Here is a 16,742-nt window from a genome sequence, read left to right on the forward strand (position 1 = left end):
GTTAAAGCGTTTAAATTAATTCAAAATACATCTAGTACAAAGGTCAGTTTCTCCATTTACACCAGTGGCTATTTATTTGGAGCTAAAGGAAGCGTTATGTTTAGGGGCTTCGTTCTGATGAGGTGTTAGATTTGTGTATTCGTTAATAGGTTATTTATGAAGAGGTTTCTGTTAGTACTGTGTTTTTTTGGCGGCTTTTTATCAGTTAATGCACAAGAGGACTTACAAGAAGTGTACAAGGCTGCTGTAGAAGCCTATGAAGCTCAAGATTACGATTCATTTTTAGAGAACATTAGGCAAGCTGATGAATTAAGGCCTAACCATCCTGGTATAGTTCCGAAGTTGGCGGCTGCTTGGGCATTGACAGGGCGTAAAATTAGAGCAATTCAAACCTTGAAGCAGATGGTGTTGATGGATGCTACTTTTGATTTTCAGAATAACCCTGATTTTGAGAGCCTAAAAAGACATAAGAACTATCAAGATTTAATAGAGCTTCAAGTAGAATTGGGAAGTACTGAGGTTCACGATGAATTATTTAGGGTAATTAATTCAGCTGAAATACATCCAGAAAGTTTTGTTCTGATGGATAATGGAGAGTTGCTGCTTGGAAGTATAAGAGAAAGAAAAATTGTAAAGGTAGATACGAACGGACTCGTTTCTGACTGGTTAGAAGTGCCCTACGGAGTAATGGGTATGAAGTATAATGAAGAAACGGACCATCTATGGGTAGCTTCTTCGGCATTGTCACAAATGAAGGATTTTAGTTCCGATGATCAGGGTAAATCTATGATCCTACAGGTTGATGTTTCTGAAGCTCAGATATTACAAGGGGTTGAATTTAATGATGGGTCAGTCATTGGAGATTTGGTCCTCGATAAAGAGCAAAGAATTTGGTATAGCAATAGCTCTAAGCCTTATTTGGTAAGAAACGTAACCGATACTTCTCAATATTTTGGCCCTTTCGCTAGAAAGTACTTCGATTTAGATGGTAGTCATTTCAACCTACAGGGTCTAACATTGAACGATAGTGAAAACTACCTCTATTTCGCTGATTATGTCAGTGGTATTTACCGAATTAATATGGATAATGAAGACGATATTGAGAAAGTATATGCTCCTTCATCTTCTCTGCTGAAAGGGATTGATGGTCTATATTTTTACAATAACACCTTAATAGCCATCCATAATGGAACTAAGCCTTACCGAGTAATGCAGTATTTCTTGAATGAGCGCGGTGATTTTATAGATGTAGAAAGGGTGATCAATAGAGGAGGAGAGAGCTTGGGTGAGCCAACATTAGGTCAGGTTAAAGATGGTTACTTTTACTACTTAGCTAATAGTCCATGGGGCGCTTATGATGAATCAGGAAACTTTAATGCCAGCCAAGCCAAGGCCATAGAAATAAGAAGGATTAAACTAGATTAACATGGGGAAGGCCTGGTAAATTAATAGGTTAATGCAGTAGAGATTTTTTGATTTTCTCATGTCATACCCATGCCCAGCTGTCAGCTTTAGCCTTCTGTCCCGACTTCCGACTTCCATCTCCTCACTCTAAGACTTTAACAACAAGCTGCACTTCCTCCTGCTCTCGACTCCTTTTCAGCTTAAAGCTCTCTACTTCCGTCTCCTAACTCCCGACTTCCGACTTCTGTCTGCTTCCCGCTTTTTCCCTATCTTTCATTTTTTAACTTCTGAGAATGCGCAAGTTCAAATTTCCTTCGGCCTATACCACTCTGTATATCATTATTATCATCTCGGCTTTAGCTACTTGGTTATTGCCCGCAGGAAGCTATGATACACTGACTTATACCGATGGGCAGTTTTTGGTTGAGGGGAACAAGTCGGCTACTTTACCCGGAACTCAGGCTACCTTAGACAGTTTGGGTTTGCAAATGGAGTTGAGCAAGTTTGAGGAGGGCAAGATCAAAAAGCCAGTTTCAATCCCCAATACTTATGAACAAGTTGACGCTAATCCTCAAGGGTTTAAAGCTATCCTATTCGCACCAATCAAGGGTATTTACGATTCCATAGATATCATTCTCTTAGTCATTATTATTGGCGGGTTTATAGGTGTTTTTCAACTTTCAGGAGCTTTAGAGCGTGGTGTTGGCTTTATTTCTGAAAAGCTCGAAGGGCGAGAAAAGTGGCTCATTATCATCACGATGACGCTTATAGCCTTGGGAGGAACAACCTTTGGTATGCAAGAAGAGACCATCGCTTTCTATCCCATATTGGTTCCCATATTCATTGCTGCTGGATACGATTTATTAGTGCCTGTTGCTGCTATTTACATTGGTTCTTGCATCGGGCTAATAGGAGCTACGGTGAATCCGTTTAGTACAATTATAGCCTCAGATGCTGCGGGTGTCAGCTGGACTTTAGGACTCTACAGTCGCTTGATCATGATGGTTCTTACTGGAGTAGTTGCTATTACTTATGTTGTTCGTTATGCCGAAAGAGTAAAAGCTGACCCTGCCAAATCTCTGCTCCACGGTTTGGATATTAAAAACCCTTTCGCTAAAAAGCAGGTGACAGTTCCTGGAGCTATGACTCCTCTTACTTGGGTGTTACTTACGTTGTTTGCGTTGTCCTTTATTGTGATGGTTTACGGAGTAGCTGTTTTAGGATGGTGGCTAGAAGAAATGACAGCTTTGTTCTTGGCTGCTGCACTGATTATTGGCCTATTGCAAAGAACTTCTGAAGCTAAATTTGTGGAGGCTTTTGTAGATGGCGCCAAAGACCTGTTAGGAGTAGCGCTCATTATTGGTATTGCTCGGGGAATAACCATTGTAATGAATGAAGGAATGATTTCTGGAACACTGCTTAATGAAGCAAGCGATTTGGTAAGCGGTACCTCACCTTTGGTGTTTTTGCCTGTATTGATGGTAGTGTTCTTTGTTTTGGCCTTTTTTATCAGCTCATCTTCAGGATTAGCCTTGGTGAGTATGCCAATTATGGGTGCCTTGGGGAATGTAGTTGGTGTGCCTTCTGAAGAAATTGTCAATGCCTATCTGTTCGGCTTTGGCATGATGCAGCTTTTCACCCCTTCGGGTTTAGTCTTGCCATCTCTTGCTATGGTAAACGTACCCTATAATGTCTGGGTGAAATTCAACCTGAAGTTGCTTTATATGCTGGCACCTTTAGGTGCTATTGTGCTAATTCTGGGGTATTTGCTGTGATTCTTTTAGAGAGAATAAGGGTTTAGGAAAATATTACCTTCCTTTTTATAAGCCACTCTCTGATTGGCTGTTGATTGACCTTGTGTGTTTTCCAAACTTCTTCACACCATTCTCTAATCTTTTGGTCTCTCTCTTTTCCTTCCGATGCATTCATAATTGACTGGATTGAAAAGTCTAAAGGTTCTACGGCATACTGAATTTTTGGCCAGTCAGATTTATCGGAAGATAGACTTACATGTACATTCTGAACTTCTTTGCCTGTAAAGCCATATTCTAGAAACAAGCATAAGCCTAAGAGTCCATAAACTGATTTAATGATTTTAGTTTCTGGATTTAGGTGTTGCACCGCATAGGCGCCTACAACATGCTGGTGTATAAAGTATTCTTTATTTGGATGGGCTAAGCTATAGAATGAAAGCTCATGAAATAGCTGAAATTCAGTTTTGGTTTCCATTTTCACCCCTCAAGAATTCGCCTGAACTCTGTTAGTGCAGCACCGTTTCCAATTACCGTAATTTGGTCGCCAATCAGTAGGTGAGTGTTACCATGAGGAATGAAGACTTCTCCACCACGTTTCTGAATCACCAAGGATCCAGTTTGTGGGAAGGCAATTTCTTTAACCAGTTTTCGGTTAATTTGCTTATTGCTAATGCTAATTTCTTCAATTCTATAGACATCGAAGCTAGTAGAAAGTGAGTCGATGGCATTAGGTCTAAGTACCATGTCCTCAATGTGGCCTGCTAAAAGCTCTTCATGGTCTACAGTCTTAATTCCTTCGAAATTATTATCAACCAAGTCGTGGGTTACCGACTGCCTTCGGGTGATGATTTTACTGTGCCTCAACTCATTCTTTAAGTAAGCCGTAAGTTGTTGGTTCAAGAAGTTAGACTCTGTAAGCACCACTACCAAGTCGCCACTCAGAATATTAAGGTTTTTGAGTAGCTCAGGGGTGAGTTTGGTCTTTTCAAACGGTAAACTCTTTTGGTCAAACTGTTGAATAATCTCCTCCCGCTGAAGGTAAGTCATAAAAGAAATGTCGTGCAATTTGAAGCGTTCCGCTAGTAATAAACTCGCTCGGCTTCCACCAAAGACTAACACCTTTTTGTGCTCTTCATCTTTCTTATTCAATGAATTGTAAATCATTGGGGCTAGGAGACAAGTAATGATTGAAGCGGTTACAAGGGCTGCGTTTTCTGACTCAGTGAGTACTCCTAATGACAAGCCAATTTGGGCGCCAGCTACAGTTTCTCCCAATCTGGCAGAGAGTAAATTTCCTCCGGCAAAGGCCTTTTTAAATCCAAACAGGCGCACTAAACTCAGGGCCGGAATGGTTTGAGTAATAAAGAATGCCGCTACTAATAATAGAATGAATCCATAAGATTCGCCAATATTATAAAGGCTCGAAACATCGAGGTTTATCCCTACACTAATGAAGAAAATGGGAATAAAGAATCCATAGCCCATTCCATCTAGTTTAAACAGAAGGGCAGAACGGTCTTTGGTTATGAAGAGGCTAAGTAACAAGCCTGCAAAGAATGCCCCTAAAATGGGTTCCGTTTCAACAGCCGAGGCAATCACCACAAACGCAAAGAATAGCGCTACAGCACCTCTTACCTTAATCTGGTTGGCAGCATGCTCTAATCGGTAAATCACTTTTTGGAAGGTTCTTACTCTGTTGAGTTTTTTGCCTATAGCATGAAAAACCAAGAAGGCTATGAATAGTAAATTGAAGAGCAAGAGCTCAATGTCTAATCCATTTTTAACGTAGCCCGAGTAAATTGAAATAAGCAATATACTGAGCAGGTTGGCAATGCTACCTTGCATTAACAAAATCTGACCAAACTTGCGCTTAATTTCTCCACTAGCCTTAAGTATTGGCACAGTGATGCTAATGCCTACAGTAGGGAAAAGCAAGGCATAATAGATCACATTTAGCTCATGAAACTGACTGATAAGCCAAAGGGCGGGCAAGGAAAGCAGAAGAGTGCCAAGGTAAATTCCCATGGCCAACATAAAGGTATTAGTAAGAATAGATGATGCCTTAAACCTTAAGGAGCTAAGTGAATTGATGATTTTGTTTACATCTATTTCTAGGCCAACCAGGAATATTAAAAAGAGAAAACCAGTATAGGAGAGAAACTCCATATACGGGGTTTCATGTACAAGATCTAAAACAAAAGGGCCAATAACTACCCCTAGAATAATCTCGACAATAACGGAAGGTACCTTGCCTATTTCAAACCAAGAAAGGATTAAAGGCACAGCCCATGCTATGGCAAAGATGAGGAGTAAAGGATAGTAGTCTAGTTCGTGCATTGAAAAAGTTCAAGTGGATTGCGCCTAAAATAATACTAAAGAATTAAAACGAAATGTCCACTGGTAAATTCTTATTCATCAAGAATACGCATTTCATTGCTTGAGTTCCTTTGAATCGCTTTATTTGAAGTTGATATGAGGCTGTTTTTCAGGAGCATTTGTAGACTTTTTTGTATTGTGGGTATTTGCCTGCTAAGCTTTAATGCTCCATTAAACGCTCAAGATCATACAGTTGCCCGTAAGTGGATGGAAGAGCTGCTGCATTCCATCAGAAATGATTTAGCCAGACCAACTGTTCACGCCAGAAATCTATTTCATCTTTCGGCTGCGATGTATGATGCCTGGGCTTTTTTCGATGATACGGCCGAACCATATTTGCTCGGTAAAACTGTCAACGGTTTTACATGCAATACTGAGTCTTTGAAAGCTTTTGATAAATCACGAGCCAATTTAGATGAAGTAATTAGCCATGCTGCATACACCATATTAGATAAGAGGTTTCAAAAAGCCGAACGCTATGCTAATCTCTCGTTCAGGTATAGAAGATTAATGGAAGACCTCGAGTTTAGAGGCCCTACGAATCTTCGAGACATGTCAAATGGCGAATCATGGGCATTGGGCAATTTTATAGGTCAATGTTATATAGACTATGGGTGGAAAGATGGTTCTAATGAGTTGGATAGTTACGCAAACAAGTTCTACCAGCCAGTTAATCAGCCTATTGCACCCCAAGTACCCGGAAACCCTAGGATAACTGACCTCAACAGATGGCAACAAATAGAATTAGAAGTCTTTGTAGGTCAAAGTGGCTTCGAAAGCGGAGAAATGCAGCCATTTCTAAGTCCTGAGTGGGGAAATGTTTATCCTTTTGCTCTTACGGCTAAAGATAGGGTGAGAAAGAAAAGAGATGGAAGTTCGTTTTGGGTGTATAATGACCCAGGTGCGCCACCTAGGTTTGACGATTTTGAGAATGGAGGCCATGAGTTCTATAAGTGGAATTTTGAGATGGTTTCCATTTGGAGTGCACATTTGTCTCCATGGGATAATGTAATGTGGGATATTTCTCCTGCCTCTATTGGTAATAGTTCCGCATTGCCTAATAATTGGAATGAATACCCAAATTATTACAAAAGATTAGAGGGTGGTGATGGAAGTAAAGGGCATGAGCTTAACCCTTCAACCGGATTGCCTTACGAACCTAACATAGTACCAAGAGGAGACTATACGCGAGTTTTGGCTGAGTTTTGGGCAGATGGTCCCGACTCAGAAACACCGCCAGGCCATTGGTTTACAATTCTAAATTACGTTTCGGATCATCCGCAGTTGGTGAAGAAGTTTAAGGGGGAAGGAGAGGTCTTAAATGATTTGGAATGGGATGTAAAGTCTTACTTTATGTTGGGTGGCGCCATGCACGATGCCGCTATATCAGCTTGGAGTATTAAAGGGTTCTATGACTATATAAGACCAATTTCGGCCATTAGGGGCGTGGCAGACTTGGGTCAGGCAGTGAGCCCGAGCTTTCCTAACTATGATGAAAGGTCATTTGGTTTAGAACCGGAATATGTAGAGGTGGTATTGCCTGGAGATGCCCTGGCTAGAACAAATAATACTGCCGTAGATAAGATTAAGTTGAAGGCTTGGAGAGGCCCAAGTTATATCAGCGATCCGACTAATACTCAAGCTGGAGTAGGGTGGATCCTTGCTGAAGATTGGTGGCCTTACCAGCGACCAACATTCGTTACACCTCCTTTTGCTGGCTATGTTTCTGGGCATTCCACATTCTCTAGAGCAGCAGCAGAAGTGCTGACCATGTTTACTGGTGATGAATTTTTTCCGGGAGGCATGGGAGAATTCATCGCCAGAAAAAATCAGTTTTTGGTGTTTGAGGAAGGGCCATCAGTAGATGTAAAGCTGCAATGGGCTACATACCGAGATGCCTCAGACCAGACAAGTCTCTCCAGAATTTGGGGTGGAATACATCCGCCAGTAGATGATATTCCAGGTAGAAAAATTGGGATCAAGGTAGGTACTAAAGCTTTTGCCTTTGCTGAGAAGTTCTTTAATGGAACTGTACCCGATAGTTTTGGTCTGAGCAAACTGAGTGTAACTGCCGCACCAAACCCTGTTGCTAGAGGTGAAGTGCTCAATATTCAGGTTTTCGAGAATATTGAAGATATGCAGTTTACTCTAATCGATGCTAATGGTGGAGTGGTAGAAGATGTAACTATTACCAACAGCAACAATTCGGTTCAATTAGAAACTGAAGGTTTAGCAGCGGGCATCTATGTGCTTAGGTTGAATAATGGTGCTGTGGGAGAAACCATTCGTTTTATTATCAGATAATCAGGTAATTACCTAATTTCTTTCTAGCCTTTCTTTCCTTTAGAATTTAAACTAAACTTTGTTTTATAGTGAAAATGGAGCCTTTCAACGGTATGGGTAATTAAAAATACAATTAGGACTTTTATATATTTTAGCTACATTTAAGACTTAAATAAAAAGTTATGGGAAAAAGTTCACTAGGGGAGTTTGAAGAGGTGGTGCTTCTTACGGTAGCAGTACTCTACGAAAACGCTTATGGAATTTCCATTAAAGAAGATATCGAAAAGAGACTGGCCAGAAAGGTAAGCGTAGGAGCTATGCGGACCGCGTTGAGTCGCTTAGAAAAGAAGGGCTTTTTAAGATCCGAATTTGGAGATGCAACACCTGAAAGAGGCGGAAAGCGCAAGCGTTTTTACAAAGTGACTCCTCACGGAAAGAAAGCTTTGGAGCAAGTGATGGAAACACGTAAGAAGCTCTGGGAAGCCATTCCTTCAGTTGCATTCGATTTTTAATAGGTCATGAGCGGTCAAACTCAAATATCTCCACCAAAATTACCACTAAGGTTCCTTCGCTGGTTCTGTAGTCCTGAGCTTCTAGAAGATGTGGAGGGCGATCTGAACGAGCTTTTCTTGCTTCGTTCTTCAACAAATAAATCAAAAGCGAAATGGCTCTTTACAAGAGATGTATTCATGCTGTTTCGCCCAGGTATAATTAGGCAAATCAATTTATTCAAAGGTCAAAACAACAACGTTATGCTTAGTAATTATTTAAAAATTGCATTCAGAAATGCCCTGAGGTACAAGGGCTACACCTCATTGAACTTATTGGGTTTAGTTGTAGGAATAGCATCATGCATGCTCATTCTTTTATGGGTCAACGATGAACTTAAAGTCAATAAATTCCATGAAAAGGGAGATCAGATTTATCAGGTTTTCAGAAACATGAAACAGTCTGGTGGAATGGTAAACACCACTGCTTCTATTCCAAAACCAGTTGGAGATTTAGTGGCTGAGGAGTATTCAGAAGTTAGTCAAGTGGCTCAACTGAGCTGGCTCATGAATATGGATCTGAAGATAGAAAATGAAGCAATTGAGGAAGAGGGACGTTTTGCCAGTCCTGAGTTTCTGCAAATGTTCTCTTTTCCTCTTGTTATTGGCGATAAAGAAGGCGCTTTAAGCCAACCTAACCATATACTGATCTCTAGATCGGTTGCTGAGAAGTATTTCGGTGAAGATTGGAGAACAGAAGCGGTTGGCTCTACAGTAAAAGTAGAAGAACAATTCGATGTTCAAGTGACCGGAGTTTTTGAAGATACCGATGAGAAGTCTACACTAGACTTTGATTGGCTTATTGCGGCCCAAGCATTCTATGCTGCTAACGATTGGGTAGAAGATTGGGGGAATGGTGCTTTCGAAACTTACCTACTTATTCCTGACGAAACCAAGGTGCAAGCAGTATCGGGTAAAATTCTGATGGAGATTAAAGATCATACTAAAGGCAACCCTAATTCTGGAGATGAAGAACTCATCATTCAAAAATTCAGTGATACATATCTCTATTCAAAGTTCGAAAATGGAGTAGTAGCCGGAGGTAGAAATGACTATGTAAGGATTATGTCGGTTGTAGCCGTTTTCATACTACTGGTGGCAAGCATCAATTTTATGAATTTAACTACTGCCAGGTCTAGCAGAAGATCTAAAGAGATTGGGTTGCGCAAAGTAATGGGGGCTGCTAAAAAGTCTATAAGAGTTCAATTCTTTTTAGAGGCTATTATGCTCACCACCGTGGCTGTAGCCATCAGTGTGATAGTAGTTATTTTAGTCCTTCCTTTGTTCAACACAATTGTAGATAAATCACTCATATTAGACTTTTCTCAAAGCACTACTTGGTACTTTATCCTAGGGCTAATCTTTGTTGTGGGAACGCTCTCTGGTGCTTACCCTGCACTTTTATTGCCAACCTTCAATGTTATTCAGTCCATAAAAGGAGGCATAATAAAGCAGTCTAGCTTTGCTGTTTTCTTCAGGAAAGGGTTAGTGGTTTTTCAGTTTGCTATCTCTACGCTACTAATAATCGGTACTTCTGTCATTTATCAGCAAATAGATTATGTGTTGAATAAAGATTTGGGGATGAATAAAGACAACCTTTTAGCTGTAAGCCTTGAAGGAGATTTGGCAAGCAGGTTGGAGACTTACAAAAGCGAGTTGCTTCGCTTGCCTCAGGTAACTCGTGTTTCGGCCGCTTCTGGCAATCCACTTAATTATGGTAGATCAACAAGTTCAGCCAATTGGGAGGGCAAAAATCCAGACGAGGGCTATGAAGTAAACGTGATTCTGACTGATGAAGACTTTGTGCCGGCAACAGGTATGGAAGTGCTACAAGGCAGAGGGTTCGATAGTCAATTAAAAGATTCTACCAATTTTCTGATCAATGAAGTGGCGGCAGAGCTGATGGGCTTTGATGATCCTATTGGTAAAAAACTATCCTTCTGGGGGATTGATGGGCAAATAGTAGGGGTGGTGAAAAACTTCCACATGAGAGATTTATACGAGCCAATTGCGCCATTGATTATAACATGTATAGATCCTAGTGCCTCTTCTTTAGTGCTTATTCGTACCGATGAAAACACAACCGATGCACTGGCTGCCATTCAAAAGGTAACAGAGCAAGTTAACCCAGAGCATGACTTCGACTATCAATTCATAGATCATGCTTATGCAGAAAGTTATGCCAATGAACGAACTATGAAGACATTGGCCAATATTTTCGCGATGGTTTCTATAGTCATCTCTAGTCTTGGCTTGCTGGGTTTAGCCTCTTATTCTGCCGAGCAAAGGTCTAAGGAGATAGGGGTGAGGAAGGTGCATGGCGCTTCTATTGCACAAGTATTAATGCTCTTGTCCAAAGACTATGGGAAGCTAATTCTCATAGCCTTTCTTTTGGCGATTCCGTTTGGATATTACTTTACGCAAGATTGGTTAAATCAATTTGAGTTCAGGACAGCATTAAACCCAGCAGTATTCGCTCTTTCTGGTTTAATTGTTTTGGCAATTGGTGTAATTACCGTAGCTGCTAAATCTTATCAAGCAGCATCTGTTAACCCAGTAAAGAGTCTAAAAGAGCAGTAAAATCCCAACCTAGTGTATTAAGGCTGCTTCTCGGAAGTGGCCTTTTTCATTTAGGAGCAAACTTATTCGAGTTCTTTTTACTGTGCCCTTTTTGGTGTTGTCACCAAAAAGTCTTGCTCAACTATTACTCTTGTTGATGTTTCTACCAACAAGCCTCTCTACTTAGCCATTAAAACACTCCATATAATGCGAGAGAAAAGGGAAGTAGTTGGTGTTATCCTCATAATATGAAGCAGAAGAATAATAATACTGAACGAAGTCGTCAGAGAGATTCCATTTTCCAGAAACAGGGTTATGGTGAATATAGTCTAGCTTTTGTTCAACAACCTGCCTGCTCCAAAGGTCAATAGACAATGAATTTCTCTGCCAGAACTGGTGCTTTCTGTCTTTGAGATTTACTTCAAATTTTTCTAGCATCCCTGAATTGGAGTCTTTAAGCTTAAACCTGAATTGTTGCCCTGTATATTTGAGAAAATCTCTCTGAACATCTTCCAGTTGATGAGAAGGGTCAATTTTCCAAATCAAGTGAATATGGTTTGGCATGATCACAAAACCATAAATTTCACATCGTTTTTCTCTTACTAAATAGGTTAGGGAGCCTGTAATGATGTCTTTAAATCTGTCGTCAAATAGTATGGGAGTCCACTTATAAATAGTAGCTGTAAAGAATTGAATGTGATGTGTGTGCATTGATGAATATAGAAAATTAACCGAAGTAATTTGATGCTCGTTGGTGACAACACCAACGAGGGCTCGGAAATGGCCTTTTTCATTTAGAAGCGAACTTATTCGAGTTCTTTTTACATATTGTCGGCTAAATAATCAATACAATACCTATGATCTCCAATTTCATCGTCTTGGTGATATTTTTTGGCGTGTTGGCCCTCTGGTTATACATTGGTTACGACACTAAAGTAAAGCCACATATAGATAGGCGAGCACAAGCAAGAATGCCATTTGGCTGGGAAAACATTCTATTAAGAAAGGTAAGTTTCTACACTCAGTTGAGTAGCAACGATAAGGTGAGGTTCGAGCAAGATGTGATTCAGTTTCTGTCTCAAGTTAAAATAACTGGAGTTCGATGCGAAGTAAATTTGGAAGACCGATTATTAATAGCCAGCAGTGGCGTTATTCCGCTTTTTGGTTTTCCAGCTTGCACCTATAAACACCTTAAAGAAGTGATTCTCTACCCAAGTTCATTTAATAGAAGGTTTCAATTGAACGACCCTGATGAGCAAATTACTGGATTGGTTGGCACTGGAACTATGTATGGAAAGATGATTCTTTCTAAGCCAGCACTTCATGAAGGTTTCAATATTGGAAGTGATAAACAGAATGTAGGTATTCATGAGTTTATTCATTTGTTCGACATGGAAAATGGCTTCATAGATGGTGTGCCGCCCGGATTTGAAGAAAAAGCATTTGCCTTGCCTTGGCTACAATTTGTTCATACTAAGATTAAGGAAATAGCAGACGAAGAGTCAGATATACGAGTGTACGGATCTACAAGTGCTATTGAGTTTTTTGCCGTAGTAGGGGAGTATTTCTTTGAACGACCAGATTTGTTGAAGCGAAAGCATCCTGCACTATATAAGGCATTGGTGAAGACTTTTAATCAGGATACTGCAGAGTTTTTGAGCGATAACTTCACCATAGAAGACATTGGTAGAAATGACCCTTGCCTTTGCGGCAGCGGCCTAAAGTATAAGCTTTGCTGTTGGGTAGATTGAGTTTGTCTCAAGCACGCACTTATTGGCCCATTGAGTTGAGTTTGAGTCTTTACTCCTTCCTTTAAACAAGTCAGGAGCTTTCAATAATGAAAACTCCTGACGGAACCTTAGAGTCTAGCGATAGGCTAGAACCCATTAATCTTCGATATAACCTTTGCCCCTTTAGTTGGCTGGTTCTAACCAGTACTTTCTGAGCTGAAGTTGTTTCTCGGTTGCATTCTGGTTGAACTGTAGGGAAGGAGGGATCTTAATTTCAATTTGCTTGTTCGGAGCTGAAAGCTCTACCTTCTGACCTGCTCCATCGACCTCTCTCCAAACAGTCATGGTGTAGGTGTCAAGGCCAGGAATTTTTTGAACTTGACCACTTAAGAAACCCTGAATTTCTGGGCCGTAAGCAGGCATAGCTTCTCCATTCATTTCTAGAATAATATCACCTTTTTTTAATCCGAGGTTTTTTCCCATTTCGTCTAAACCAGACTCATTTGAGATGGCCAACATTTGCTTACCATCATAGTCAGCTAGGGTAATGTTAGACTGATTAAAGATCAGTGAGAATTGTCTGGTTGTACCATTGTCAACCACATCTACTCCCACTTTGTCAAAAATTTCTTTGTAAGGGATGGTTTCGCTACCTGCTACATAGGTTTCGAAGAATTCGCCAATTTCTGGATAAGTCAAACCTACAATCTCATCGAATAGCTCATCATCTTTAAACGATTTGTCCTTGCCATATTTTGCTGATAGGTCGGCCATCATGTTTTGCACACCATAAGCACCATTAGAAAGCTCTCTAAGCTTAATATCTAGGGCAGCACCTATTAGCGCTCCTTTCTGGTATACATTGTAGTATTGGTCTTCATATTCATCTAGCGCACCAAGGCTTAACTCAGTGAAAGGTAATTGATCTTTGAACTGCTGAGATACAATCAGTTTTTCTTCCAGCATGGCCAAATATTGCTGTGGGCTCACCAAACCGTACTTAACCTGCACGCTCCCTGCAAAGTACTCCGTCATTCCTTCATACATCCATAAGTGACGAGACATTTTAGGATCGTTAAAGTTGAAGCTTCCAATTTCTTCAGAGTGAATATTTAGTGGGGTAACAATATGAAAGAACTCATGAGCGGCAAAGTCTCTTAGCTGTTGTTCCATTTGCTCAATGGTTTGCTCAGGCATATAATAGAACGAGCTATAAGAGTGCTCTAGGGCTCCGTAAGAGCTTACTGGTTGATCAGTAAAATAGAAGATGAAAGCATACTTATCTACGGGAAGTTTCCCACCTAAAAACTTGTTTTGGGCTTCTAAAACTTCTTCAATACTCGCTGCAATTTGCTTGGCTGTAATCATCTTGTTAGGGGAGTAGCTAGCAACTAAAACATCTGTATTGGCTACTTTAATAATGGCCGTATCTGCTTCGCTAAACATCAGAGGCGAGTCAATCAGCTTATCGTAATCTTCTACCACAAACTTATCTGCACCAATGTTAGCTTCTGTTCCGACAGAGTTGTCTTTAATGATCTTTCCAATGATCGGTTGGTTCTTACTATACTGAAGTCCGGTGGCTCCGTAGAAATGCTTGTCTCTTATAAAGGTGAGTTCAAACTCTTCTTTCTTCATTCCTTCGAAATAGCCAAAGAAGCCAGAGGTATTAATAACAAAGTTCTTATCGTCTTCTATGTTGGTTCCGGCAGGTTGAAAAATAGAAGGTCCAGGCTTTTCTGTATCATAAGTGTCTTCTACCCAGTAAGTGATTTTTCTAACTTTTCTGGCCTTAGAGATTTTCCAAGCGTTGTCATCTAACCTTTCAACCTCTAATTCATTACCTCGCTTATCAAAGGCTTTAAAGTCTGAAACCATTCTTCCGTAGTCGGCTATGGCATAGGTGCCGGGTACAATCTTAGGCATATAAAACGTGGCTTCATTTTTTCTGACTTTTGGAGTAGCCAGAGTCACCATCACTTTGTCGTCTTTTACATTAACTAAGTCTACGGTATATTTATAAGGGTCGGCTGCAAATAAGCTTGTTGCTAAGAACAGCGCCATCAGCACAAAATTCAATCGCTTCATTATATATTGTTTTGGTAATCATTTAATGGACGCCAAAGTAAGCGTATTGTTTTCACTGCGATGTTAACAAACGCTAAAAATAATAGGCTGTTCAATGTTACCTATTCTTCAGGGCTTAGTTCATAAGTTAGCGGAAAGTGAAGTTGAAAGGCCGTGCCTTGCGAAGATGTTTCAACGCTCAGCTGACCTTTATGGAGTCTCATAATTTGTCTGGAAAGAGAAAGGCCAATTCCGGAGCCGCCTTCTTTGGTAGAGTAGAAGGGGACAAAAATATTCTCTAGTATTTCGTCTGGAATTCCCGGGCCATTGTCTTCAATTGTAAGCAAAACCTCATGTTCAGAGTTCTCTAGTTTTACTCTTAGTTCAGGGTTTACTGTATCTTTTATAGCTTCAATAGAATTTTTGATCAAGTTGATTAAAACCTGCTCTATTAGGTCAGAATCGATGATTATTGAGGTGTCGGTTAAAATAGCATATATTTTTATGTCGCTTCTATCTAGGTCTGATTTGAATAAGTTTAAAGAATTATTAATCAGAGTTTTAATATTGGTTAGTTTAAGTTTAGGTTTTGGTATTTTAGTGAGTTGGTCATAAGTGGAAACAAAGTTGGCTAAGCCCTTACTTCTGCTCTCTATGGTTTCAATTCCGCCTACAATATCTTCAATGGATTCCTGATCTAATTTGGTTAAATCTACATTGCCATTTTCTGTACTGAGCATCTGTAGAATTACTTCAGAGAGCGTTGATATCGGGATAACAGAATTCTTGATTTCGTGAGTTAATACTCGAATAAGCTTTTGCCAAGACTCTATTTCATTAGCTTCTAATTCGCTTTTGATGTCTTGAAATGACACCAACTTATAGTCCTTTCCCTTCAACTTAAATTCGGTTACAAGCATTGAAAGGTTCATCAGCTTTCCGTTGAGATTGGCTTTAATCAATTCCTTTTCGCCATTGCTCATCTTAAGAATTGATGAGGTAATGAGAGGTGAAATGCTTTCTAGTGTTTTGAAGGAACTGATGCGCTGTTTGCCGAAGAGTGATGTGGCTGCCTGGTTGAAAAGCTTGATTTTATAGTCTGAGTCGAAGCAGATAACTGCCACTCTCACATGTTCAACAATGGTTTGTAAATAGAGTAGGTTAGAGGCTTTTTCTCTACTCAAATCTTGCATTACCTGGTTAATCTCATGAAAGGCGTAATTGAGATCTGACTTCTTTTTGAAATGGTAGGTATTTGTGAAGTCTCCCTGCTTTATAGCAAGTAGAAAATAGGCTAGTTCTCTTCTAGATCGCTCAACATATCTAATGAGGCTAATGAGTGTGATTATCCAAGCTAGGATGAGCCAAAAAGACACCAGCCAGAAATGAGTTGATGTAATAACATAAACTGCTGAGTAACCTAAAATCAACAGTAAGATAATACGTATAATTATATTGATTCTGAAGTATTTATACTCCATTATTTTACGTTTTTATTTACATAAAAAACGAGTAATCTCAAGTCGGTGTCCAGCATAGTTGGACAGCCCCAGCGAATACCAAAATTGATATTCATGAGACTGGATTCTTGATAGGTATAAATTGAGGTGGCGGCTTTGTAGCCTAGTAAATCAGTTTCCAGACTTATTGGGTCGTTGGTACCAAAGATGTAGTTCTCTTGCTGGTCGCGTACATCAAAGAACATATAACAGTCAGTTTTGGCCAAGAGGTACATGCGAACCGTTGTGTTGTCGTCAATTCGAAGGTGAGCTGAAGCGGAATTGTCTATTCCTTTCAAAGCGTACTTATAAGTGCCAAAGTACACCCAATCGTTTGTCTCATCTTTGAGCTGACTTTCCTTTATCATTTTTGCTACATCATCAATATTCTCCTCTTGTGCAGCAAGATTAAAGCAGAGGAAAAGGCACAATAAAGCAATGAAAGACTTCATTTATGTTTTGGTCGAGAACTCTAAAATAGTCACAAATGCTTAAAGGTAAGCGCTTAGAGAATTAAAAAGC

12 protein-coding genes are annotated in these 16,742 nt (G+C 40.0%); 6 read left to right on the forward strand and 6 right to left on the reverse strand.

The annotated features are described in order from the left end of the window. The first annotated feature begins 156 nt into the window (after window positions 1-156). Both AWW68_RS12690 and AWW68_RS12695 read left to right on the forward strand, forming a co-directional pair. Window positions 157-1,425, forward strand: coding sequence for a tetratricopeptide repeat protein (locus AWW68_RS12690; protein ID WP_068221605.1), 1,269 nt, complete (start codon window positions 157-159; stop codon window positions 1,423-1,425). 272 nt (window positions 1,426-1,697) lie between these two features. Next, entirely contained in the window at window positions 1,698-3,179 is a 1,482-nt protein-coding gene (locus AWW68_RS12695; protein ID WP_068221607.1) for a YfcC family protein, read from the forward strand. A 22-nt stretch (window positions 3,180-3,201) separates the two neighbouring features. Here the strand turns inward: AWW68_RS12695 and AWW68_RS12700 are convergent, their stop codons facing one another. Together AWW68_RS12700 and AWW68_RS12705 are read right to left on the reverse strand one after the other, a co-directional pair. After that, the gene (locus AWW68_RS12700; protein ID WP_068221609.1) at window positions 3,202-3,633 is read right to left on the reverse strand and encodes a DUF5946 family protein; all 432 of its coding nucleotides are present in this window, start codon (window positions 3,631-3,633) and stop codon (window positions 3,202-3,204) included. 2 nt (window positions 3,634-3,635) lie between these two features. Continuing rightward, on the reverse strand, window positions 3,636-5,495 hold the full coding sequence (locus AWW68_RS12705; protein WP_068221612.1) for a cation:proton antiporter domain-containing protein: 1,860 nt from the start codon (window positions 5,493-5,495) through the stop codon (window positions 3,636-3,638). Between the two features lie 177 nt (window positions 5,496-5,672). Here AWW68_RS12705 and AWW68_RS12710 point away from each other — a divergent pair, with 177 nt between their 5' ends. The 3 genes from AWW68_RS12710 (at window position 5,673) to AWW68_RS12720 (ending at window position 10,945) form a co-directional block, all read left to right on the forward strand. Beyond that, window positions 5,673-7,838: a T9SS type A sorting domain-containing protein gene (locus tag AWW68_RS12710; RefSeq protein ID WP_185101267.1), complete on the forward strand. Its 2,166-nt coding sequence runs from the start codon at window positions 5,673-5,675 to the stop codon at window positions 7,836-7,838. Between the two features lie 161 nt (window positions 7,839-7,999). Continuing rightward, entirely contained in the window at window positions 8,000-8,329 is a 330-nt protein-coding gene (locus AWW68_RS12715; protein WP_068221617.1) for a PadR family transcriptional regulator, read from the forward strand. Between the two features lie 6 nt (window positions 8,330-8,335). Continuing rightward, window positions 8,336-10,945, forward strand: coding sequence for an ABC transporter permease (locus AWW68_RS12720; protein ID WP_068221619.1), 2,610 nt, complete (start codon window positions 8,336-8,338; stop codon window positions 10,943-10,945). A gap of 162 nt (window positions 10,946-11,107) precedes the next feature. Here the strand turns inward: AWW68_RS12720 and AWW68_RS12725 are convergent, their stop codons facing one another. Next, on the reverse strand, window positions 11,108-11,635 hold the full coding sequence (locus tag AWW68_RS12725) for a transposase (RefSeq protein ID WP_068221621.1): 528 nt from the start codon (window positions 11,633-11,635) through the stop codon (window positions 11,108-11,110). A gap of 146 nt (window positions 11,636-11,781) precedes the next feature. On the opposite strand from AWW68_RS12725, the gene AWW68_RS12730 reads away from it, so the two are divergent. Next, window positions 11,782-12,675 carry a M90 family metallopeptidase gene (locus AWW68_RS12730; protein ID WP_068221623.1) on the forward strand — a complete coding sequence of 298 codons (894 nt, stop codon included), beginning with the start codon at window positions 11,782-11,784 and terminating at the stop codon, window positions 12,673-12,675. A gap of 162 nt (window positions 12,676-12,837) precedes the next feature. On the opposite strand, the gene AWW68_RS12735 is transcribed toward AWW68_RS12730, so the two are convergent. The 3 genes from AWW68_RS12735 to AWW68_RS12745 all read right to left on the reverse strand — a co-directional run bounded on the left by AWW68_RS12735 (window position 12,838) and on the right by AWW68_RS12745 (window position 16,672). Continuing rightward, window positions 12,838-14,742 (reverse strand): M61 family metallopeptidase, encoded by a 1,905-nt coding sequence (locus AWW68_RS12735; protein ID WP_068221626.1) that lies wholly within the window; start codon window positions 14,740-14,742, stop codon window positions 12,838-12,840. Window positions 14,743-14,843: 101 nt separating this feature from the next. Continuing rightward, window positions 14,844-16,202 (reverse strand): sensor histidine kinase, encoded by a 1,359-nt coding sequence (locus AWW68_RS12740; protein ID WP_068221628.1) that lies wholly within the window; start codon window positions 16,200-16,202, stop codon window positions 14,844-14,846. Then, a complete protein-coding gene (locus AWW68_RS12745) occupies window positions 16,202-16,672 on the reverse strand; it encodes a hypothetical protein (protein WP_068221630.1) in 471 nt (156 codons plus the stop codon). Before AWW68_RS12745 ends, AWW68_RS12740 begins: the two co-directional genes overlap by 1 nt. Between the last annotated feature and the right edge of the window lie 70 nt (window positions 16,673-16,742).

It is taken from the genome of Roseivirga spongicola, from assembly GCF_001592965.1.
GTDB classification, from domain to species: domain Bacteria; phylum Bacteroidota; class Bacteroidia; order Cytophagales; family Cyclobacteriaceae; genus Roseivirga; species Roseivirga spongicola.

Excerpts from the sequence above, each read along its gene's own strand:
- AWW68_RS12690 (WP_068221605.1), top strand. The coding sequence starts at position 157 with ATGAAGAGGTTTCTGTTAGTACTGTGTTTTTTTGGCGGCTTTTTATCA.
- AWW68_RS12695 (WP_068221607.1), top strand. The coding sequence starts at position 1,698 with ATGCGCAAGTTCAAATTTCCTTCGGCCTATACCACTCTGTATATCATT.
- AWW68_RS12700 (WP_068221609.1), bottom strand. The coding sequence starts at position 3,633 with ATGGAAACCAAAACTGAATTTCAGCTATTTCATGAGCTTTCATTCTAT.
- AWW68_RS12705 (WP_068221612.1), bottom strand. The coding sequence starts at position 5,495 with ATGCACGAACTAGACTACTATCCTTTACTCCTCATCTTTGCCATAGCA.
- AWW68_RS12715 (WP_068221617.1), top strand. The coding sequence starts at position 8,000 with ATGGGAAAAAGTTCACTAGGGGAGTTTGAAGAGGTGGTGCTTCTTACG.
- AWW68_RS12720 (WP_068221619.1), top strand. The coding sequence starts at position 8,336 with ATGAGCGGTCAAACTCAAATATCTCCACCAAAATTACCACTAAGGTTC.
- AWW68_RS12725 (WP_068221621.1), bottom strand. The coding sequence starts at position 11,635 with ATGCACACACATCACATTCAATTCTTTACAGCTACTATTTATAAGTGG.
- AWW68_RS12730 (WP_068221623.1), top strand. The coding sequence starts at position 11,782 with ATGATCTCCAATTTCATCGTCTTGGTGATATTTTTTGGCGTGTTGGCC.
- AWW68_RS12735 (WP_068221626.1), bottom strand. The coding sequence starts at position 14,742 with ATGAAGCGATTGAATTTTGTGCTGATGGCGCTGTTCTTAGCAACAAGC.
- AWW68_RS12740 (WP_068221628.1), bottom strand. The coding sequence starts at position 16,202 with ATGGAGTATAAATACTTCAGAATCAATATAATTATACGTATTATCTTA.
- AWW68_RS12745 (WP_068221630.1), bottom strand. The coding sequence starts at position 16,672 with ATGAAGTCTTTCATTGCTTTATTGTGCCTTTTCCTCTGCTTTAATCTT.